The sequence below is a fragment of the Rhodococcus sp. As11 genome (assembly GCF_048957735.1).
In the GTDB taxonomy this organism is placed as follows: domain Bacteria; phylum Actinomycetota; class Actinomycetes; order Mycobacteriales; family Mycobacteriaceae; genus Rhodococcus; species Rhodococcus gordoniae.
This window is the reverse complement of sequence record NZ_JARDJE010000002.1, coordinates 382135-402474: the sequence shown is the minus strand read 5'-3', so window position 1 is coordinate 402474 and position 20340 is coordinate 382135. Positions and strand designations below refer to the sequence as shown.

Below are 20340 nucleotides of genomic sequence, written 5' to 3'. Positions count from 1 at the left end.
TGTTGCTGTGTCAGTTGCTGCCGAGCTTCTTGTAGAACGCTCCGGCGATCGGCGCGGAGACCGATCGCGGCGAGAATTGACCGGCGGCCGACATGGCCTTGCTGATCACGCCGGGCACGATGCGCATGCGGTTCGCGGCGAGCGCGTCGAGCGAGACCTTCGCGGTGTGCTCGCTCGAGATCCACAGGAAGTCCGGGACCAATTTGTCGACGATCGACGCCTCGGCCGGATCGGGTTCCTCGGTACGCACCGGACCGGGGGCGAGCAGCGTGACGTGCACGCCGGTGCCCTTGAGTTCGCCGCGTAGCGACTCGGAGAAGGTGTTCACGAATGCCTTCGTGGCGGCGTAGGTGGCGTTGTTCGGGATCGGCATGTTGCCGGCGGCCGAACCGACCATCAGGATCGCGCCGGAATTCCGCTCGACCATCTGCGGCAGCACCGCGAGGGTGAGGTCGTGCACGGCGACGGCGTTGAGTTCGACCTGCGCCCGCTCGTAGGTCGCGTCGAGTTCCGCGACCGCGCCGAAGGTCGCGATGCCGGCGTTGTTGCACAGGATGCTGATGCGGCGGCGTACGAGTTCGTCGACCAACGGTGTCCGGGCGTCGCGGTCGGACAGATCGCATGCGCGTACCTCGACGGTCACACCGTATTTCGCGCGCAGGGTCTCGGCGAGGGCCTCCATCACCTCTCCGCGGCGGGCGACCAGGATCAGCGAGTGGCCGCGGGCGGCGAGTTCGGTTGCGAGGGCCTCACCGATGCCGGAGGACGCTCCGGTGACGACGGCACGGGCATCGGGATGGGGATTCGGCAGAGTCACAGTGGATCAGCGTAGCGGCAGGCGCGCGGCGACGGCCGGGGCCGCCCCGACTGTGCGATCGAGTCGTTCGGTGCCGCGGGCGCTCTCGAAGCCTAGGCTCCGGGGCATGAATGCGTTCACGGACACGGCGAGTGGGGCCGGGGAGGCCACGACGCGTCGTCAGGTCTTCTCGTGGGGTCTGTGGGACTGGGGTTCGGCGGCGTTCAATGCCGTGATCCTGACCTTCGTGTTCTCCGTCTATCTCACCGACGCGGTCGGGGACGACCTGCCGGGCGGGATCTCGGCGAGCACCTGGCTCGGATGGTCCCTGGGCATCGCCGGCTTCGTCATCGCCGTGACCGCACCGGTGTCCGGTCAGCGTTACGACGCCACCGGGCGGCGGAAGCGGTCGCTGGGCATTCTCACCGCGGTCACCGTCGCGGCCATGGCGGCGATGTACTTCGTCCGCGACGACTATCACTATCTGTGGCTCGGCATGGTCCTGCTCGGTGTGGCGTCGGTGATGGCCGAACTGGCGCAGGTCCCGTACAACTCGATGCTGCGCCAGGTGTCGACCCCGGCGGATATCGGCCGGGTGTCGGGTTTCGGTTGGGCGATGGGCTATTTCGGTGGGATCGCGCTCCTGTTGTTGTGTTACACCGGCTTCATCGCCGGTGACGGCGATTCGCGCGGTTTCCTCGGTGTACCGACGGAGGACGGCACCAACATCCGGCTCGTGGCGCTGTTCGCTGCCGTGTGGTTCGCGGTGTTCGCCGTGCCCGTGCTCCTCGCCGTTCCGGAGAAGCCGGTCGCGCATGGGGACCTCGCGCGCCGGGCGGGTTTCGTCGAGTCCTATCGCGTGTTGGGGCGCGATCTGACGGAGCTGTGGCGGGCGGATCGTCGCACCATCTGGTACCTCGGGGCGTCGGCGTTGTTCCGGGACGGTCTCGCCGGTGTCTTCACCTTCGGTGCGGTTCTCGCCGTCACCGTCTACGGGATCGGAGCGGGCGATGTGCTGCTCTTCGGTGTCGCCGCGAACGTCGTGTCCGCCGTGGGCGCGCTCGTGGCCGGACGGGTGGACGACCGGATCGGGCCCAAGGCCGTGATCGTGGGATCGCTGGTCGCCATGATCGCGACCGGCATCGTGCTGCTCGTGGTCTCGGGTCCGATCATGTTCTGGATCTTCGGTCTCGTGCTGTGCCTGTTCGTCGGTCCCGCACAGTCGTCGGCGCGCACCTTCCTGGCGCGCCTCACCCCGCCGGGCCGGGAAGGCCAGATGTTCGGTCTCTACGCGACGACCGGTCGGGCGGTGTCGTTCCTGGCGCCGACGCTGTTCGGCTTCTTCGCATGGTGGTTCGGTACCGACCGGGCCGGCATCGTGGGACTGTTGCTCGTGCTCGGCGCCGGCCTGCTGTCGTTGCTCGCCGTGCGGGCTCCCGAGATGTCCGCAAAGGACTGATCAGGATCGATGGGTGAGCGCGGCCAGTACCTGGTCGGCGGCGTTGCGGTGCCCGGCCGCGTTCGGATGCAGCGGGATCGACCCGGCGGCCGGCTGCAGACCGGCCATCCATCGGGTCTCCGGAGCGGCACACACGTCGTGATCGCGGCTCGAAGAACGCAGGTCTACGTAGTCCGCGTCGGCGGCCTCGGCCTGCTCGCGCATGACGGTGTTCAACCGGTCGATCTTCTCCTGCAGATAGGTCGCGTCCTCGGGCCAGATCCGCTGGTCGGGGAAGCAGCCACCGTCGCGGATGCCGGTGGGATAGCCGACGAGGACGATGCGTGCCTCCGGTGAGCGTCGACGGATCTCGTCGATCACGGTGGTGTAGGTGGGTGCGAAAGCGTCGATGGTGGCGTCGACGCGGTCGGCGCCACCGGTGGTGTTCGTGATCGCGCACGACGCGCCCTCCGGCGGTGCCGAGAGATTCACGCATCCCAGCGCCAGTTGGACGAGGCCGATGTCGTTGCCGCCGATGCCCACCGTGACGAGTTCGGTGTCGGGTCGCAGCGAGTCGTACTGGGGTGGCACCGTCCCGCCGCGGAAGGTGGTCTGCGGCATCGCGAAATCGAGGGAGGTGGCGGCGCCGCACGACGCGTCGACGAAGTTGTCGATGCCGAGTCCGGCAGCGACGAGGGTGGGATAGTTGCTCCCCGACCGTCCGCACGGATCGCCTTCGGTCTGCGGCGGGATGCCGGGTCCGGCGGTGAAGGAGTCTCCCAGGGCCACGTACGACTCGTAGTCCGCAGCCGGGGCCGTCTCCTCCGTCCCGGCGCAAGCCGCCCCCGCTACCACGAACGTGATTGCGGCGCAGGCGATGACGCCCGCTCGTCGGAGGGGTCTCGGTATCGTCACATCGGACCTCGCAATCAGTGGAGCCGATGTATCCGAGGCTACAGGTGCGCCGGTGGCCGGGACGTGGGCCGGAGCGCGACGTCGCGTTCCGCGCTTCGAAGCGGCCTCATGCCTTGAAGTAGACGATCTGGTGCGAGGTCGCGAGCAGGACGCCGTCGCGTCCCCACAGCCGAGCGCTCTGGTCGAAGAAGCCCTGTTCGAAGCGATGCGCCCGTGCGGTGGCGAGGACGGGGCTGTCGGATTGCGCGGCAACGGTCTCCGGGTCGGCGTGGAAGTAGGTCGTCATGGAGACCGTGCCGGCCGGCAGTACCCGACCCAGCCGCAGGAAGGCGCGGGGATAGAAGATGTCGCACATCGCGGTGAGCGAGGCGAAGTCGAGCGGGCGCGACGGCACGTCGCGCACCCACAGGGTCGACGTGGAGTCGGCGACCTCGGCGCTGCCCTCCTCGGGAACGACCCCGGTGGCGTACCGCATCTCGTAGTTGCGTGCCCACGCGATGAAGTCGGGCAGCGGTGTCGGTTCGAGCGAGTCGGGTGCGGGGACGGCCGGTGCCTGCGGTTCGGTCGACGACCAGGTGGGGCGACGGAGACCGAAGACGGCCGTCGCGGTGGTGGCGACCTCGCCGCCCTGCGACAGTTCGAGCGACCAGTGCTGGGTGGTCCGGTTCGTGCGCACCGGTCGCGCCGTGATGTCGAACGGTCCGTCGGTGATGGGTCCGGCGAAGTTGACCGTCAGGGACAGCGGCATGCCGAGGACATCAGGATGCCGTTCGACCGCGCGCAGAAGGGTCGCGGCGGTGATACCGCCGAACGGGCCGACCATGTTCGCGTAGGCGGGATGCGTATGCCCTTCGGTGCGATCGTCCCGGACTTCGAACAGGTCGACGGCGGCGTCGAAGACGTGAGTGGTCACCGAGACGTCGGTCATGACAGGGTCTCCTCGGAAAAGGTGTCGCGCAGGTCGGATCCGTACGACAACATACCGAGAATCCGGGTGGCGACCGGCTCGGGCCCGCCTAGGCGTTCCGTCGCCGCGCGATCGCGTTCGCGACCTCGGCAGGAGCCTCCTCCGGGATCCAGTGCGAGACGTCGGGCAGGATCACGAAGTCGTAGTCGGCGTCGACGAACTCACCACACCGTTCGGCGCCGGCGCGGCCGATCGCGATGTCGGCGGTGCTCCAGAGGTAGGTCGTCGGGACGCGGACCGGGGGAGTCGAATCGAGATCCCGTGTCATGGCGCGATACCAGTTCAGGGCGGCGGTGAGAGCGCCCGGCGCGGACATCGCGGCGACGTAGTGGTCCACCGCGGCGCGGTCGACGCCCGGCGCGAACATCGCCCGCAGGCGCCGCGCGTCGTCGGCGAGGAGGAGGTCCTCCGCCTTGCCCTCCTCCCGGAAGAGGCCGATGTAGGAGGAGCGCTCGCGTTGGTCGGCGTCCTCGCGCAGCGCCCAGCCGTAGGCGGCGAGGTGGGGGACCGAGACCGCGGTCAGCGCCGAGACGCGGTCGGGATGGTGGGCGGCGAAGTACCACGCCACGGCAGCGCCCCAGTCGTGTCCCGCGAGGTGGACGCGATCGAGACCGAATTCGTCGAGCAGACCGAGGACATCACCGGCGAGCGCCGGCACCCCGTAGTGCTCGACGCCGGTCGGCCGGGCGCCGGGGGAGTATCCGCGCTGGTCGGGGGCGATCACGCGGAAACCGCGTTCGACGAGCAGGCGGGCCACCGGCGTCCAGCTGCGTGATGTCTGGGGGAAGCCGTGCAGGAGCACGACGGGTGTGCCGTCCCTCGGACCCGCCACGCGCACGTCGAAGATCAAATCGTCGTAGGTGGCGGGTTCGCTCGATGCCATGGGAACCACGTTACGGAAGGGGAGGGTCTCCGACAGGATTTCCCGTCCACCTCGACGAACGGGAGTCGCTCCGGCCCGTCACCGGTCGCCGGACGTCCGACGTGGCCGCCACGCCGCCGTGCCCAGCAGGATCAGACGCATCTGCTTCTCGGCGCGGGTGACCACCTCCGTTTCCTGCGCGCTGCCGGGACGTTCGACGGCGAGAAGGTCGAGGACGAAGTCGAGCATCGCGGTCACCAGCAGGTCGGCGGCCATCTCGAGATCGTCGAACTCCCAGTCGTCGAAGCCGGGGGAGCGGCCCAGGTCGGCGGCGAGTTCACTCGTGAGCAGGCGCAACTCGACGGAGATGGCGGCGGCGACCTCGGGTACTCCGCCGTGGCGTTCGCGGGCGAGGAACCGGAAGGTCGCCTTGTGGGCCCGTACCTGCTGGACCAGCACGTCCAGCGACTGACGGGCGCCGGACGGTCCGGGGGTGCGTCGCGCGTCGCGCAGAAGACGGCGCAGCACCCGCATCGTGTCGGCGGCGAGGGTGACGCCGAGTTCGTCCATCGACGAGAAGTGCCGGTAGAACGCGGTGGGCACGATGCCCGCGTGACGGGCCACCTCCCGCAGGCTCACCCCGCCGAGTCCTCGGTCGGCGGACAGGTCGAGGGCGGCGTCGAGAAGCGCCTGGCGCGTGCGTTCCTTGCGTTCGGCGCGCGTGGTCGGCGGAGGTGCGGAAGCGGTGGACACGCTCCGAGTCTAGGCACGATGGGCTCGGCGGTGTCCGAGCAACTGTAACCGCGATCACACCCGGGTTGACAGCCAGGTGTGTCCGGCTGTCACACTGATTTCAGTGCACATTCGTTCACTGAGCACGCAGAGGTCTACCGAAAGGCGGACAGACATGATCGTGCGCGACCGTCCGACACCCGTCCCGCGCTCGGGTTCGTTACGAAAGCTCCTGGTAGGAGCACTCGAATTGCTGTCCTACCCCCACCACCCGGACCGCTATCTGGAACTTGCCGACCCGCTGCTCGTCACGTCGGCGAACTATGCCCGGATTACAGATGTGGACCGAAGTGCCACCGATTCGCTCACGTTCACGGTGCGCCCCGCACGGTCGTGCCGCCTCCTTCCGGGGCAGTACGTGACCGTGGCGGTGCGGGTCGACGGGGTGCGGCACACGCGCTGCTATTCGCCCACCCTCGTGGATACGGAGACGCAGTGGCATCCCGACCTGCGCTTCACCATCGGCAGGCACCCCGACGGCACCGTCTCGCGTCACCTCCACGACCACGCGAGGGTCGGCGACGTCGTCGAACTCGGTCCTGTGGCAGGCGAGTTCGTGGTGCCGAGCCCTCGCCCGCGGCGGCTGCTGTTCGTCGCCGCGGGGTCCGGGCTGACGCCGGTGCTGTCGATGCTCACCGGTCTCGTCGCCGAGGGGTACGACGGGTCCGCGGTCCTGCTCTACTACACCCGTACGCCCGGACACGTCCCGCGCCGCGCCGAACTCGACGTTCTCGCCGACCGGCCCAACATCGAGATCGTCCATGCACACACACGATCCGGCGGCGGACTGCTGCACGGACGGTTCGACCGCAGCCACCTCGCGGCCGTCGCACCCTGGTACGCCGACACGCCCACCTTCGTGTGCGGCCCGGCGGAGATGGTCACGAGCATCCGCGAGGTCTACGCCGAGCGCGGCGCCGAGGCCATGGTGAACACCGAGGAATTCGTCCTCGTGCCATCGGTCGCGTCGACAGATGATGCCGGCGGTGAGATCTCCTTCGCCGAATCCGGCATCGTTGCCGAGAACACCGGATCGACGCTGCTCGCACAGGCCGAAGCGGCCGGTCTCACGCCCGAACACGGATGCCGCATGGGTATCTGCCACAGCTGCACCGCAGTCAGGCTGTCGGGGTGCACCCGCGACGTGCGTACCGGCGACGTCGATTCGGAACCCGGCCGCCGTATCCAGATCTGCGTGAACGCTCCGGTCGGCGACGTCGCCGTCGAACTCTGAACCGGCCGTTCGAACGGTACAACCGAAACACATTGGAGGACACCATGTTCGGATTGTCCCTGCCCACCCTGCCCTTCCTTCCCTTCCTGTCGGGCCGTACCGCTGCGGCCGAGACCGAACCGCTCGTGCTCGACCACGACAGCGTCGAGGAGATCGGCCGCGAACTCGACGCCCTGCGTGAGCAGACCCTCGCCTCCCTCGGCGACGAGGACCGCGAGTATCTCTACCGGATCATCAAGGCGCAACGTGGATTCGAGATCGCCGGTCGCGGCCTGTTGTTCGTCGGATTCCTCCCTCCCGCTTGGGTCGCCGGCGTGGCGGCGCTGAGCGTGTCGAAGATCCTCGACAACATGGAGATCGGGCACAACGTGATGCACGGCCAGTACGACTGGATGCGCGAACCGTCGCTGAATTCGCGTGTATTCGAATGGGACACGGTGTGCCCGTCGGACCAGTGGCGGCACTCGCACAACTACCTGCACCACACCTACACCAACATCCTCGGTCAGGATCGCGACATCGGATACGGGATCCTGCGCATGGACCCCGCGCAGAAGTGGCATCTCTACTATCTCGGCAACCCGGTCTACGCGACCGTGCTCATGTTCATGTTCGAGTGGGGCGTGATGATGCACGATGCCGAGGTCGATCGGATCGTCGCCGGCACGCGGTCGTGGCGCCGTGTGATCCCGATCGCGAAGGGATGGTGGCGCAAGGCCCGTCGCCAGGTGATCAAGGACTACGTCGCCTTCCCGCTGCTGAGCGGCCCGATGTTCGTGCCGACGCTGCTCGGCAACGTCACCGCCAATGTGGTGCGCAACGTGTGGGCGTACTCGATCATCTTCTGCGGCCATTTCCCGTCCGGTGTGCAGTCCTTCACCGAGGAGGAGACCGCCGACGAGACCCGTGGTGAGTGGTACGTCCGGCAGATGCTGGGCAGCGCGAACATCACCGGCTCCCCGCTGTTCCACATCATGTCCGGAAACCTGTCGCACCAGATCGAGCACCACCTGTTCCCCGACCTGCCGGCGCACCGTTATCCGGAGCTCGCCCCGAAGGTGCGGGAGCTGTGCGAGAAGCACGGACTTCCGTACAACACCGGTGGCTTCACCGCCCAGGTGACATCGGTGTGGAAGAAGATCTTCAAGTTCGCCCTCCCACCCGGTTGGCTCGCGCCCGAACCCGAGTCGCAGGTGATCATCCAACGTCACCGCTCCACCGATCGCCGGCTCGACGATGCGGGTACCCTCGCGGACGACACGATCGAGGGGGTCGAACATGGTGGGAAGATTCGAGCGTAACAAGGACACGGTCCAGGAGGTCACCGAGTCGGCCGCCACCCACGTCGGCGCGATCGCCGGGATCATCACCGGAGCGGTCCGGGACGTCACCCGCGAGATCGGTGAATGGATCACCGACGCGATCGAGATGCGGGAGGCCGCCCGCGCGGCACGGGACGACGACGAACGCGAGGAAGAACCGGCGACGCCGGATCGGCATCGCTCGGCCCCTCCCGAGGAGTAGCGAGACGCGGTCTCTACCGTGCGGGCACGCCCGTCGTGACACGGGTGATGAACTCGGCCACCTCGTCGCGCATCTCGCCGCTGCGCGGCACCGCGCCCGACATCCAGAAGGCGCCGTGTACGAGTCCGTCGAAACGGCGGATCGTCACGTCCACACCGGCCTCCCGTAGACGTTGTCCGTAGAGCTCACCTTCGTCGCGGAGCACTTCGTTCTCGGTGGTGAGCACCAGGGTCGGTGGCAGGCCGTCGAAACGCTCGGCACGAGCCGGAAGTGCGTACGGCTTCTCTGCGTCCTCGGCCGACGCGAAGTACTGCTCGAGGAACCAGTCCATGTCGGCGGCGGTGATGATGTATCCCTCGGCGAACTCGCGGCGCGAGGGCACGTCCGCAGCCCGGTCCACAGCCGGATAGATCAGGACCTGCCCCCGCAACGCGGGCGCTCCCTCGTCGCGGGCCCGCAAGGTGACACCGGCCGCGAGATTGCCACCGGCACTGTCGCCCATGACCACCACGTCGTCCGGGTCACCGCCGTACTCGGCGATGTGGGCGGTGACCCACTGCAACGCAGCCCAGGCATCGTCGGTCGCCGCGGGGAACCGATGTTCCGGCGCGAGGCGGTATCCCGCGGTCACGACGGTGGCCCCGGTGGCGCGGGAGATCGCCCGCGCCGGTTCGTCCACCACGGTGAGGTCGCCGGCGACGAACCCGCCGCCGTGGAAGTAGAGCACCACCGGCCGGGGACCGGAGTCGGCCCCGGGGGTGTAGATCTGTAGGGGGAGAGGGATGCCGTCGCTCTCGTAGTGGGTCTCGTCCACGCGGTCGACGTCCTGCGGTGGGAGTTGGAGGTCGGTGAAGGTCGCGATCGTGGCGCGGACCTGCTCGACCGTCATCTGCGAGAACGACGTGAATCCCTGCTGCTCGAGTCCTGTGATGAGGCCGGCGGCGTGCTCGTCGAGTGCCATGGGTATCTTCCTTCCGAGATGGGGAGAAGCGCGCGCTACGAGGCGGCCGGGACGGTGACTCGTGCCGGGGCCAGGTCGAAGCCGACGTAGCCGCCCTCGACGATGTCCGCACAGGTCTGCCGATAGGCCGGGGCACCGCCCAGATAGACCATGCAGGCACGCGGTTTACCGGGGATGTTCGCGCCCATGTACCACGAGTCGGTCTGCGGCAGCAGCGTCTGTTCGGCGATCTCGGTGGTGGTGCGCACCCAGTCGGCTTCGGCTTCGGCGGTGGGTTCGATGACGTCGAGATCGTGTGCGCGCAGATACGCGATCGCGTCGGTCGCGAAGTCGACATGATCTTCGATGGCCAGCGGCATGTTGTAGAGCACCGAGGGCGACTGGGGCCCGGTGATCGTGAAGAGGTTGGGGAACTCGTCGATCATGATGCCGAGACAGGTGCGTGGCCCGTGCGCCCACTTGTCGGCCAGGCGCAGTCCGCCGCGTCCACGGATGTCCATGGCCATGAGCGGGCCGGTCATCGCGTCGAAGCCGGTCGCGAGCACGATGGTGTCCACCTCGTAAGTACGGTCGCCGACGCGCACGCCGGTTTCGGTGATCTCGCTGATCGGGGTGCTCTTCACATCGACGAGCTGCACGTTGTCACGGTTGTAGGCCTCGTAGTAGTTCGTCTCGAGCGGGGGACGTTTCGTGGCGTAGGCGTATCCCCTGGGTGCGAGCTTGTCGGCCTTGTCAGGGTCCTGCACCCGCTCCCGGATCCGTTCGCGGATGTACTCGGCGGCGGTGTCGTTGGCCTTCCTGTCGACGAGGATGTCCTGGAAGCTGTCGATGAACAGGCGGAACCCGCCCGCATTCCAGCGTTCATCGAACACCCGCCGACGCTCCTCGGCGTCGACGGCCAGTGCCGACGGCCGGACCTGGTCGAACGGAACACCCAGGAAGTGGTTGCGCGCGGCCTCTCTCAGTTCGGGGTAGACCTTCTTGGCCTCGTCGAGCACCTGCGGGTCGAGCGGGCCGTTCCCGAGCGGGGTGGCGAACTGCGGTGTGCGCTGGAAGACCACCAGTTCCGCGGCCTGTTGCGCGATCACAGGGATCGCCTGGATTCCACTGGCACCGGTGCCGATGACCGCGACGCGCCTGCCGGTGAAGTCGACGGGTTCGTGCGGCCAGTTGCCGGTGAGCAGGACTTCGCCGCGGAAGTTCTCGATCCCCCCGAACTCGGGCTTCTTGGGGACCGAGAGGTTACCGGCACCGGAGATGAACCACCGGGCCGTCACGGTTTCGCCGGTGTCGGTGCGGACCGACCACCACGAGTTCTCGTCGTCCCAGTGCACGCCGATCACCCGCGTGCCGAATGTGATTCCCCTCCGCAGGTCGAAGCGGTCGGCCACGTGGTTCAGATAGCGGAGGATCTCCGGCTGCCCGGCGAACTTCTCGCTCCACTGCCACTCCTGCTGCAGGTCGTCGTCGAACGAGTAGGAGTAGTGGATCGACTCGATGTCGCAGCGGGCGCCGGGATAACGGTTCCAGTACCAGGTTCCACCCACATCGTCGCCGGCTTCGAAGACGCGCACCGACATGTTCATGGTGTCGCGGAGCTTGTGCAGCGCGTACAACCCGGCGAATCCGGCTCCTACGACGACGACGTCGGTGTCGGGGGTGTTGGACGAAGTGGTCATCTGTCCTGGCTCCTCGGTATCGGGGATGTCGCTCCGGCGGGTGAACCGAAGGTCTGCATCGACGATGACGCGGATCACACTCGAGGACGCGGGGTGAATTACCCTATTCACTACCTGTGTTGGCCGTCACACCACCGCCCGGGTATGTTGGGCCCACTATCACTGAGAAGCGTGACGATGGAATCTGCCCTCCCGGAATCTGCGCTGCCCCGTATATCGGGACCCACCCGTTCGGTGACGACCTTCGTCGGTCGCCGTCGCGAGATCGATGAGGCGCGGTCGTGCCTCCAGCGGACCCGTGTGCTGACGATCCTCGGCCCGGGGGGCGTGGGAAAGACACGGTTGGCCGAGGAGTTGGCGGTGCGGACATCGCGAGCTTTCCGCGACTCGTTCCGCTGGCTCGACCTGGCGGTCGTGCGCGACCCGGAATCCGTTCCCTCGACCGCGGCGGCCGCGCTGGGGGTGACCGACCAGTCCACCAGGCCCGTGATGGACAAGATCGTCGACCATCTCCGCGACAAGCACATGCTGATCGTGGTCGACAACTGTGAGCACGTGATCGGGACCGTGGCCGACGTCGTTGCTGCCGTCCTCGGCGATGCGCCCGAGGTGCGGATCCTCGCCACCAGTCGTGAGCCTCTGAGTGTGCCGGGGGAGGCGGAGTACGTGCTTCCGCCTCTGACCACGCCGAGCCGGTCGACGGGAAACAGGGCGGCGGATCTCGAACGATTCGAAGCGGTCGGTCTGCTCGTGGACCGGGCGCGGCAGGTGGTCCCGGGGTTCGAGGTGACCGACGACAACGCCGATGCCGTTGCGCAACTGTGCATTGCACTCGACGGCGTTCCGCTCGCTCTCGAACTCGCCGCGACCCGCCTGCGTTCGTTGTCTCCGGCGCAACTCGTCGAACGACTCGACCGGCGTTTCGCGTTGCTCACCGGAGGCAGTCGTGTGGCGGTGCCGCGCCAGCAGACGTTGCGTGCCCTGATCGACTGGAGCTACGAACTGTGCTCCGATGCCGAGCGGACGTTGTGGGCGCGGTTGTCGGTGTTCACCGGCAGCTTCGACCTCGAGGGCGCGGAGACCGTCTGCGCCGACGAGGATCTGCCGAGCGAGCAGGTCATCGACCTGCTCGACAGGTTGATCGCGAAGTCGCTCGTGGGTGTCGACCGTTCGTCGTCGGTGTTGAGGTACTCGCAATTGGTGACCGTGCGCGAGTACGGTCACGAACTGCTCGACGTCCGCGAGGAGCGGGAGCGGTTGTACCGGCGGCATTGCGAGCACTATCTCGATCGTGCCCGTCGCTGTGCCGAGAGTTGGTACGGGCCGAGACAATCCGCCCTGTTGTCGTCGATGCGCGCCGACCACACGGATTTCATGGCAGCGCTCGACCGGTCGATCCGGGACGACGACGAACTCGCCGCGGGGGCGGCGCTCGCCGTCGCGCTGCGGTACCACTGGATCGCGGGCGGGTACCTGTCCACCGGGCGGGCCCGGCTCGAGCGGCTCCTGCAACGACTTCCGCGTTCGAGCAGCGAGCGCGGCAACGTGCTGTGGGTGACCGCGTGGACGGCGCTCATCCAGGGTGATCGCGACGGGGCGGCGGTCCACCTCGCCGAGTGTCGTTCGATCGCGGACGAATCCGGCGACGTCCGGTTGCGGGCACATTGCGATCACTGGAGTGCTCTGCACGCCCTGTTCTGCGGCGCGACGGCCGAGGCGATCGACCTCTACCTCCGTGCGGCCCGGGTGCATCGTGCGCACGGCGATCACGCCGCCCACCTGACCTGCCTGTTCCAGCTGGCGATGGCGCAGACCTACGACGGACGACTCGACGACGCCCTGGCGACGTGCGCTCATGTCGTCGACATGGCGGACCAGCACGGCGAGCGGTGGAACAAGGCCTATGCGCTGTGGGTCTCCGGGCTCGCCCACTTCCATCTCGGGCGCCTGGGCTCTGCGGTCGAAGCGGCGAACGAGGCCCTGATCATCCAGCGCGATTTCGAGGACAAGATCTGCACGGCGTTGTCGATCGAACTGCTGGCGTGGTCGGCGGGCGCCGAAGGCGACCCGGAGAAATCGGCGGGACTGCTCGGGGCCGCACGGACGGTATGGCAGCGTCTCGGTACGACGATCGCCGCGTTCGGACCGCACATCGAGCAGGATTCGCTCGCCGCGGAACGACGCCTCCGGGACGCCGTGGACGAAGCGACACTCTCCGGGCTGCTCGGTTCGCAGGTCGGCGCGACCATCGGCGATCTCGTGTGCAGCGCACTGGAACCGGGTGGGACTCCCGAATCCCGGATACCGCGTGCTCGAGCTGCCGCGGTCTCACAGAAATCACCGTTGACGAAGCGGGAACAGGAGATCGCGGCACTCGTCGCCGGAGGGTTGAGCAACCGTGCGATCGCCGACCGCCTCGTCATCTCCCGCCGGACCGTCGACGGTCACGTCGAGCGGATCCTCGACAAACTCGGCGTGCACTCCCGCACGCAGGTCGTGTCGTGGTTGCACGCCCACGAAGAGCGCGGAGCGTGAGCCGGCGGGGCGGTAGCCGGGTTCAGGAGTGTGTCGGGACGGACTCTCGGCGTGCCGCAGGCACCTTGGTGATCAACGTGAGTACCACCGACACCAGAGCGATGATGCCGATGGTGGTGTAGGCAAGGGTGTAGGCCTTGTCCTCGCCGATCAGCGTGGACGCAATGATCGGGCCGATGATGCCGCCGATGCTCCAACCGATGAGCATGAGTCCGTAGATGGCACCGGCATTGCGGACCCCGAAGAAATCGCCGGCAGTGGCGGGCATGGTGCCGAAAGCGCCGCCGTAGCAGAGGTAGATGATCGCGGCCAGGATCGAGAACAGCACGACACCGCCGGCGTGCGGCAACACGATCAGGCACACGCCCTGCAGGACGAGCAGTGCGGTGAACGTCCTCATCCGCCCGATGCGGTCGGAGATCGCTGCCCACACGATCCGGCCGGCACCGTTGAAGATCGCGAGCGCGCCCACGAGTGCCGCCGCGCCGCTCGCGCTGAAGCCGGCGATGTCGGAAGCACTCGGCTTGGCCTGGGAGATCAGTGAGATGCCTGCGGTGACACACAGGGTGAGGATGGCGGTCAGGAGATACCACTGGGGCGTGCGCAGTGCCTCTCCCTGGGTGTACTCCTTGCCGCCCGTCGCTCCGGCACCGGTCTTCGAAGCAGGTTCGTAACCGGGCACGGTGTACCCCTCGGGCGGATTGCGGAAGAGCGCTGCGCCGGCGAGGGACATCACGAGGTAGGCGATGCCCAGCGGCAGGAAGGCGCTCGTGGGATCGTCGGGGTTCCGGTCGATGAGCCACTGCGCGACCGGCGAGGTGAGCACCGCACCGAACCCGAAGCCGCCCACCGCGAGCCCGGTGATGAGACCGGTCTTGTCGGGAAACCACTTCTGCAGCATGGCGATCGGGACGATGTACGCGAAGCCCAGACCGAAGCCGCTGATGACACCGTATCCGAGGATGAGCAGCCAGTAATCGTCGGCACCGTTGGTGAACGACGCGAGGAGAATGCCGAGGGCGTAGATGACCCCGCCGATGAGCGCGACGACGCGCGGTCCCTTCAGATCCTGCAGGCGGCCACCGAGATAGGTGCCGACGAAGATCATGCCGATGGTGACGGTGAACGGCAGTGACGCCTTGACCGTGCTGAGCTGCCAGGAGTCGGCGCTCTCGAGGGCCCCACCGAAGACCGACCATGCGTAGACCGCGCCGATCGAGAACTGCAGCAACAGACCTCCGGCGACGAGCAACCACCGGAAGCTACCCGGAGGCTGTGCCGTCGCGGTGTCGCCCTGTGGTTCGCGCGTGGGCTTGGCGGAGTCCATGCGTGCTCCTTCGTTCTGCCCGCGAGCCGGATCTCAGCTGCGGTAGCGAACGGGTTCCCCGCGATCGACTCGTTCACGCTGGGGAACGACGGTGTATTTGGGATCCTTCGCCGATGCGATGCCGGCCTCGTAGACGCCGAGTCGCGTGCACAGTGAACCGACCATGAGTGCGGCACCGGACACCGCCGACACCGCCCGATGGCGACGGCCGACGAGCGCCCCGAGCGCACCGGCCACCGTCAATGCCTTGCTGGCCTTCATGAATCGCCCGGCCCGCCCTTGGTGGAGCGTCTCGGCCGACAGGCCCATGGACTCCTCCATCCGCTGCTCGAGCACGAGTTCGGCGAGCGCACCGCCGACGGCGAAGGTACGCGCCGGTCCGGCCTCGGCAAGCGGTGCGCCCAGCAGCCCGAGACCACCCGAGGCGGCCGCCGCGGACCCACAGAACACGAAGGGAATCTCCTTGTAGGCGGAGTGCCAGGCCGGAGTTGCGGTGTCGGACAGCAGAACACCGGTGTAGGCGGCGACCGGCGGCGCCGTCAGCGCCCCTACGATCCCGGCCGGTCGGCCGAGCGCGAGCAGGAGTCGCACCGGCCCCCGCTTCCACCGGGAGGGCAGCATCTCGGCGATCTCCGCGACCGCCGCGACACCCGCGAACGGACCGTGCAGCGACAGGATCCACGTACCGACCGACATCGGGGAGGTCGGCTTGGCGACCCGCAGCATGTTGAGGAAGCGGCTCGGTTTGCCGAGATCGTGGACGAGGGCACCGACACTCACGAGCAGCGATGCGAGCGAACCGAATCGGGCCACCCGGCGCAGTGCGGCGCGGCCCGTCAGATCGGCGCCTGCGGCGAGCAGCGAGCTCCCCGCGGCCACGCCGCCTGTGAACAGGTAGACGGCGATGTCGTGTTCCCACGGGGCCGGTTTCACGATCGGGCGCCCGTAATAGGACTCGAAATCGGCCTCCGGCACCATCACGCGGTCTCCGCCGCGACCGCCTCCGGACCGGCGGGAATCGCCCGGGCTGCCGCCGTGCTGCACCTGGGTCATCCGCGCCTCCTCAGGAACGACAGGGCGGCGCCCGCCAGCATCGCGACGGCCGCGACGGCAGCACGGTTCCACATCTCCGGCAGATCCTTGGTCGTCACCACCGGGTCCGGGGGCAGGCCGTAGACCTCCGGTTCGTCGAGGAGCAGGAAGAAGGCGCCGGTCCCGCCGACCCCGTCCTCGGGATCGTTGCCGTAGAGCCGTGCCTCGCTCACACCGCGCTCGTGCAGGGCCGCCAGGCGCTCGTCGGCGCGGGCACGCAGTTCCTCGACGTCGCCGAACTGGATCGACTCCGTGGGGCACGCCTGCGCGCAGGACGGTGTCTGGCCGTCGGTGAGCCGGTCGTAGCAGAGCGTGCACTTCTGGGCGATACCGACCTGCGGGTCGCCCTCCGGGCCCTTGCGGCGGTCGATGACACCGTACGGGCACGCGGCCACGCAGTATCCGCAGCCGTTGCAGATGTCGTCCTGCACGACCACCGTGCCGAACTCGCTGCGGAACAGCGACCCGGTCGGGCACACGTCGAGGCAGGCCGCGTGGGTGCAGTGCTTGCACACGTCCGAGGACATCAACCACCGGAAGTCCGGCTTCTCCTCGTCCGGCCGCTCGCTCGGTGCCGCACCGACGGTCGGCATCCCCAGCGACACCGCCGGCTTCTTCTCGGCCGGGCGCTCGATGAAGGCGACGTGCCGCCACTGGTTCGCGTTGAGCGAATGACTGTTGTCGTACGAGGTGCCGAGCATCGCGAACGCGTTCTCGGGAACGTCGTTCCACTCCTTGCAGGCGACCTCACAGGCCTTGCACCCGATGCACACACTGGTGTCGGTGAAGAAGCCCTTGCGAGCCGGTGGATTCTCGTACCCGGCATCGGGTGCCGGGTCGATCGGTCCGAAGAAGCTGTTGGGGCCGGTCACTCGTCCTCCTCCGGAGTGCGTCCGTCATCCGAGATCGTGACGACGGGTGGGTACACACCGTCGGTTACCCCGGCCCGCCGCGCATATCCCTCGACGTACTCCCGCAACGCCGGTCCGCTCGGCCGGCGTCCGGCCCGCACGTCGCACGTACCGACCTTGCTCTCCTGGATGAGCACGTTGGGGTCCAGCGTGATCCCGATCAGATCGTTGGTCGAGTCGCCGGTCACCATGCCGCCGCCACCCCAGTGGTAGGGCATCCAGATCTGGTGCACGGTGCGGCCTTCGACCTTCAGTGGACGCAACCGCTCGGTCACCAGTACCCGGCCCTCGACCGCCGAGCGGGCGGTGATCACGTGGCACCAGCCCATGTGCTCGAGTCCGCGCTCGGCCGCCAGGGCGGGGGAGACCTCCACGAACATCTCCGGTTGCAGTTCGGCGAGATGTTCGAGATAGCGGCTCATCCCGCCGGCGGTGTGGTGCTCGGTGAGACGACTCGTCGTGAACACGAAGGGGAACACGTCGCTGTGTTCTTCCGGCGGTGAGGGGTTCATCGGATTGTCGTCGCGCCGGTACTCCATGCGTGTCGGGTTGGCCTGCTGCGCGTAGAGCGGATTGCGGAACGGCGACTCCACCGGTTCGTAGTGCGTCGGCATCGGACCGTCGACGAGTCCCTGGGGGGCGTAGAGGGCACCCTTGCCGTCGCCCTGCATGATGAACGGATCGATCCCTTCGATCGCCTCGACACCGTCGGCGCCGTCGGGGGAGCGGTAGCTCGGCGGCTTCGTCTTCTCGAAGTCCGGCACGTCCGCGCCGGTCCACTGCTGTGCGTCCTCGTCCCACCACACGTAGGCCTTGCGTTCGCTCCACGGCCTGCCCTCGGGGTCGGCGGATGCCCGGTTGTAGAGGATGCGGCGGTTCATCGGCCACGCCCAGCCCCACTCGGGAGCCACGAACGACTGCTCGTGACGGGACTTGCGACGGTTGGCCTGATTGACGCCGTCGGCATAGACCCCGGTATAGATCCAGCAACCACCGAGCGTGGAGCCGTCGTTCTTCATCTCGGTGAACGACGACAGCGGCCGCCGGGTCGCGACGTCGTAGCCGTTGATCTCCATGAGCACCGCTTCGGCACTCGGCTCGTCGTGCTCACCGTGTACGGGATAGTCCCATGCCAGGTCGAGCAGCGGACGGTCGCGCTCGTCGGTGGACGCGGCCAGACGCTCCCGCATCATGCGGCCGAGGTGGTAGAAGAACCACAGTTCCGAGCGGCAGTCCTCCGGCGGCTCGACGGCCTTCTCCCGCCACTGCAGCATCCGCTGGGTCTGGGTGAAGGTTCCTTCCTTCTCGGCGTAGGAAGCCGCCGGGAACAGGAACACCTCGGTGGCACACTCCTCGGTCACGATCTCGCCGGTCTCGACCTCCGGGGAGTCCTTCCAGAAGCTCGCGCTCTCGATCTCGAACAGATCGCGTACCACGAGCCAGTCGAGGTTCGCCATCCCGAGCCGCTGGGCGCGCCCGTGAGCGGAGCCGACGGCCGGGTTCTGACCGAGAAGGAAGTAGCCCTTGACCTTTCCGTCGATCATGTCGAGCACCGAGCGGTAGGTGCCGTGGTCGCCGGTGATCTTCGGCATGTGGTCGAAGCAGTAGTCGTTGTCGGCGGTCGCCGCGTCGCCCCAGTAGGCCTTGAGCAGGTTCACGGCGTAGGCGTCGGCCTTCGACCAGAAGCCCTTGCTGCCCGGGTTGCGGACGCTGTCGACCCACTCGGTGAACGTGTGGTGCTTGTTCGCATCGGGCATCGGCAGGTAGCCGGGCAACAGGTTGAACAGCGTCGGGATGTCGGTCGAGCCCTGGATGCTGGCGTGACCGCGCAGCGCCATGATGCCTCCGCCGGGGCGGCCCATGTTGCCGAGCAACAACTGCAGGATCGCGCCGGTGCGGATGTACTGCACACCGACACTGTGCTGGGTCCAGCCCACGCTGTAGACGAGCGCCGTCGTCCGCTCCCGGCCGGAGTTCTCGGTCCATGCGCGGCAGACGTCGAGGAAGTCCTCCTGCGAGACGCCGCACACCTGCTCGACCATCTCGGGGGTGTAGCGGGCGAAGTGCCGCTTGAGCACCTGGTAGACGCACCGCGGGTGCTGCAGGGTCTCGTCACGCCTCGGGTGGCTCGCCGTCTGCATGCCGTGCGACTCGTTCTGCAGGCCCGCGGCCGTGTCCCGATGCTCGGCGTGTTCCTCGGCGTTGTCGGCCTGCGACGCGTGCAGGTCGCCGGATTCGTCCTCCACGTCGTACTGCCAGCTCGTCGGATCGTAAGTCCGCTTCTCGGGGTCGAAGCCCGAGAAGAGCCCGTCGAGGTCGTCGGTGTCCTCGAACTTGTCGCTGACGAGCACCGCAGCGTTCGTGTAGTCGACGACGTACTCGCGGAAGTCCAGCTCGTTGCTCAGGACGTAGTTCACGATGCCGCCGAGGAAGGCGATGTCGCTGCCGACCCGGATCGGGACGTGCTTGTCCGCCACCGCGCTCGTACGGGTGAAGCGCGGGTCGATGTGGATGACGCGGGCACCACGTTTCTGGGCCTCCACGACCCACTGGAAGCCCACCGGGTGGGCTTCGGCCATGTTGGAACCCTGGATGATGATGCAGTCAGCGTTGGCCAGGTCGGCTGTATAGCCGGTGGCGCCGCCGCGCCCGAAGCTGGTCCCCAGACCGGGGACGGTGGCGGAGTGTCATATGCGGGCCTGGTTCTCGATCTGGACCGCCCCCATCGCTGTGAACAGCTTCTTGATGAGGTAGTTCTCCTCGTTGTCCAGCGTCGCACCGCCGAGACTCGCGATGCCCATCGTGCGCCGGACACGGCGGCCCTTGTCGTCGAACTCCTGCCACGTCTCGCGACGGGTCTTCAGCACACGATCGACGACCATCTCCATGGCCGTGTCGAGGTCGAGATCTTCCCATTCGGTGCCGTAGGGCCGGCGATAACGGATCTTGGTCTCGCGCAGCTCGCTGGTGACGAGATTCTTGCTCGCCGAACCCTTGGGACATAGGCGCCCGCGGTTCACGGGGCTGTCGGAGTCGCCCTCGATCTGGACGATCCGTTCGTCCTTGACGAAGATCTTCTGTCCGCATCCGACAGCGCAGTAGGGACACACGCTGCGCGCGACACGATCGGCGGTGGAGGTGCGCGGTTCGATCTCGTCGGTACGACGGGAACGCGCGGCTCTGCCGCGTCCGAGCAGGTCCTTACCGAGGAACTGGCGCAGGACGGGCCAGGGGAGGGACGTGTCCTTCTCCGCCATCGGTGCTCCTTTCCTGCGCTGTCGTTTCCGAAGCTACCGTCTACCCGCGC

General features: G+C 67.7%; 16 protein-coding genes. 5 read left to right on the top strand and 11 right to left on the bottom strand.

Annotated elements, in window-relative coordinates; genetic code table 11:
- Positions 1–10 precede the first annotated feature (10 nt).
- A complete protein-coding gene (cmrA, locus tag PV766_RS04270; protein WP_016933740.1) occupies positions 11–817 on the bottom strand; it encodes a mycolate reductase in 807 nt (268 codons plus the stop codon).
- 106 nt (positions 818–923) lie between these two features.
- Between cmrA and PV766_RS04265 the strand changes: the two genes are divergently transcribed.
- On the top strand, positions 924–2255 hold the full coding sequence (locus PV766_RS04265; protein WP_064065550.1) for an MFS transporter: 1332 nt from the start codon (positions 924–926) through the stop codon (positions 2253–2255).
- Here PV766_RS04265 and PV766_RS04260 read toward each other — a convergent pair whose 3' ends face one another.
- The 4 genes from PV766_RS04260 to PV766_RS04245 all read right to left on the bottom strand — a co-directional run bounded on the left by PV766_RS04260 (position 2256) and on the right by PV766_RS04245 (position 5731).
- Positions 2256–3149 (bottom strand): SGNH/GDSL hydrolase family protein, encoded by an 894-nt coding sequence (locus PV766_RS04260; RefSeq protein ID WP_421096468.1) that lies wholly within the window; start codon positions 3147–3149, stop codon positions 2256–2258. It lies immediately after the preceding gene.
- A gap of 106 nt (positions 3150–3255) precedes the next feature.
- Positions 3256–4077, bottom strand: a complete 822-nt coding sequence (locus PV766_RS04255) for an acyl-CoA thioesterase (RefSeq protein ID WP_064065552.1) — start codon at positions 4075–4077, stop codon at positions 3256–3258.
- Positions 4078–4165: 88 nt separating this feature from the next.
- Complete coding sequence (locus PV766_RS04250; RefSeq protein WP_421096467.1) at positions 4166–4999, bottom strand: alpha/beta fold hydrolase; 834 nt, start codon at positions 4997–4999, stop codon at positions 4166–4168.
- Between the two features lie 78 nt (positions 5000–5077).
- Positions 5078–5731 carry a TetR family transcriptional regulator gene (locus PV766_RS04245; protein WP_016933735.1) on the bottom strand — a complete coding sequence of 218 codons (654 nt, stop codon included), beginning with the start codon at positions 5729–5731 and terminating at the stop codon, positions 5078–5080.
- A gap of 154 nt (positions 5732–5885) precedes the next feature.
- On the opposite strand from PV766_RS04245, the gene PV766_RS04240 reads away from it, so the two are divergent.
- Genes PV766_RS04240 through PV766_RS04230 form a run of 3 tightly spaced genes read left to right on the top strand, consistent with a single transcriptional unit; the run spans position 5886 to position 8528 of the window.
- Positions 5886–7004: a ferredoxin reductase gene (locus PV766_RS04240; RefSeq protein ID WP_421096466.1), complete on the top strand. Its 1119-nt coding sequence runs from the start codon at positions 5886–5888 to the stop codon at positions 7002–7004.
- A 44-nt stretch (positions 7005–7048) separates the two neighbouring features.
- On the top strand, positions 7049–8305 hold the full coding sequence (locus tag PV766_RS04235) for a fatty acid desaturase family protein (protein WP_421096465.1): 1257 nt from the start codon (positions 7049–7051) through the stop codon (positions 8303–8305).
- Positions 8283–8528, top strand: coding sequence for a hypothetical protein (locus PV766_RS04230; protein WP_421096464.1), 246 nt, complete (start codon positions 8283–8285; stop codon positions 8526–8528). The genes PV766_RS04235 and PV766_RS04230 overlap by 23 nt, the downstream gene beginning before the upstream one ends.
- 13 nt (positions 8529–8541) lie before the next feature.
- On the opposite strand, the gene PV766_RS04225 is transcribed toward PV766_RS04230, so the two are convergent.
- Entirely contained in the window at positions 8542–9489 is a 948-nt protein-coding gene (locus PV766_RS04225) for an alpha/beta hydrolase (protein WP_421096463.1), read from the bottom strand.
- 35 nt (positions 9490–9524) lie between these two features.
- Positions 9525–11168 carry a flavin-containing monooxygenase gene (locus PV766_RS04220; RefSeq protein ID WP_421096462.1) on the bottom strand — a complete coding sequence of 548 codons (1644 nt, stop codon included), beginning with the start codon at positions 11166–11168 and terminating at the stop codon, positions 9525–9527.
- A gap of 177 nt (positions 11169–11345) precedes the next feature.
- On the opposite strand from PV766_RS04220, the gene PV766_RS04215 reads away from it, so the two are divergent.
- The gene (locus PV766_RS04215; RefSeq protein ID WP_421096461.1) at positions 11346–13703 is read left to right on the top strand and encodes a LuxR C-terminal-related transcriptional regulator; all 2358 of its coding nucleotides are present in this window, start codon (positions 11346–11348) and stop codon (positions 13701–13703) included.
- Between the two features lie 22 nt (positions 13704–13725).
- Here PV766_RS04215 and PV766_RS04210 read toward each other — a convergent pair whose 3' ends face one another.
- From PV766_RS04210 to fdh, 4 genes are read right to left on the bottom strand one after another with little or no spacing between them, the layout of a single operon-like run.
- Positions 13726–15030 (bottom strand): L-lactate MFS transporter, encoded by a 1305-nt coding sequence (locus PV766_RS04210; protein ID WP_064063289.1) that lies wholly within the window; start codon positions 15028–15030, stop codon positions 13726–13728.
- Positions 15031–15063: 33 nt separating this feature from the next.
- The gene (nrfD, locus tag PV766_RS04205; protein WP_129976533.1) at positions 15064–16083 is read right to left on the bottom strand and encodes an NrfD/PsrC family molybdoenzyme membrane anchor subunit; all 1020 of its coding nucleotides are present in this window, start codon (positions 16081–16083) and stop codon (positions 15064–15066) included.
- Positions 16080–16994, bottom strand: a complete 915-nt coding sequence (locus PV766_RS04200; RefSeq protein WP_421096460.1) for a 4Fe-4S dicluster domain-containing protein — start codon at positions 16992–16994, stop codon at positions 16080–16082. The genes nrfD and PV766_RS04200 overlap by 4 nt, the downstream gene beginning before the upstream one ends.
- Positions 16991–20290: a formate dehydrogenase gene (gene fdh / locus PV766_RS04195; RefSeq protein ID WP_421096459.1), complete on the bottom strand. Its 3300-nt coding sequence runs from the start codon at positions 20288–20290 to the stop codon at positions 16991–16993. Before fdh ends, PV766_RS04200 begins: the two co-directional genes overlap by 4 nt.
- Positions 20291–20340 lie beyond the last annotated feature (50 nt).

What these genes read in the sequence shown, in the direction of transcription:
- PV766_RS04265 (WP_064065550.1), top strand. Translation starts at nt 924, where the DNA reads ATGAATGCGTTCACGGACACGGCGAGTGGGGCCGGGGAGGCCACGACG.
- PV766_RS04255 (WP_064065552.1), bottom strand. Translation starts at nt 4,077, where the DNA reads ATGACCGACGTCTCGGTGACCACTCACGTCTTCGACGCCGCCGTCGAC.
- PV766_RS04250 (WP_421096467.1), bottom strand. Translation starts at nt 4,999, where the DNA reads ATGGCATCGAGCGAACCCGCCACCTACGACGATTTGATCTTCGACGTG.
- PV766_RS04240 (WP_421096466.1), top strand. Translation starts at nt 5,886, where the DNA reads ATGATCGTGCGCGACCGTCCGACACCCGTCCCGCGCTCGGGTTCGTTA.
- PV766_RS04235 (WP_421096465.1), top strand. Translation starts at nt 7,049, where the DNA reads ATGTTCGGATTGTCCCTGCCCACCCTGCCCTTCCTTCCCTTCCTGTCG.
- PV766_RS04230 (WP_421096464.1), top strand. Translation starts at nt 8,283, where the DNA reads ATGGTGGGAAGATTCGAGCGTAACAAGGACACGGTCCAGGAGGTCACC.
- PV766_RS04225 (WP_421096463.1), bottom strand. Translation starts at nt 9,489, where the DNA reads ATGGCACTCGACGAGCACGCCGCCGGCCTCATCACAGGACTCGAGCAG.
- PV766_RS04220 (WP_421096462.1), bottom strand. Translation starts at nt 11,168, where the DNA reads ATGACCACTTCGTCCAACACCCCCGACACCGACGTCGTCGTCGTAGGA.
- PV766_RS04215 (WP_421096461.1), top strand. Translation starts at nt 11,346, where the DNA reads ATGGAATCTGCCCTCCCGGAATCTGCGCTGCCCCGTATATCGGGACCC.
- PV766_RS04210 (WP_064063289.1), bottom strand. Translation starts at nt 15,030, where the DNA reads ATGGACTCCGCCAAGCCCACGCGCGAACCACAGGGCGACACCGCGACG.
- nrfD (WP_129976533.1), bottom strand. Translation starts at nt 16,083, where the DNA reads ATGACCCAGGTGCAGCACGGCGGCAGCCCGGGCGATTCCCGCCGGTCC.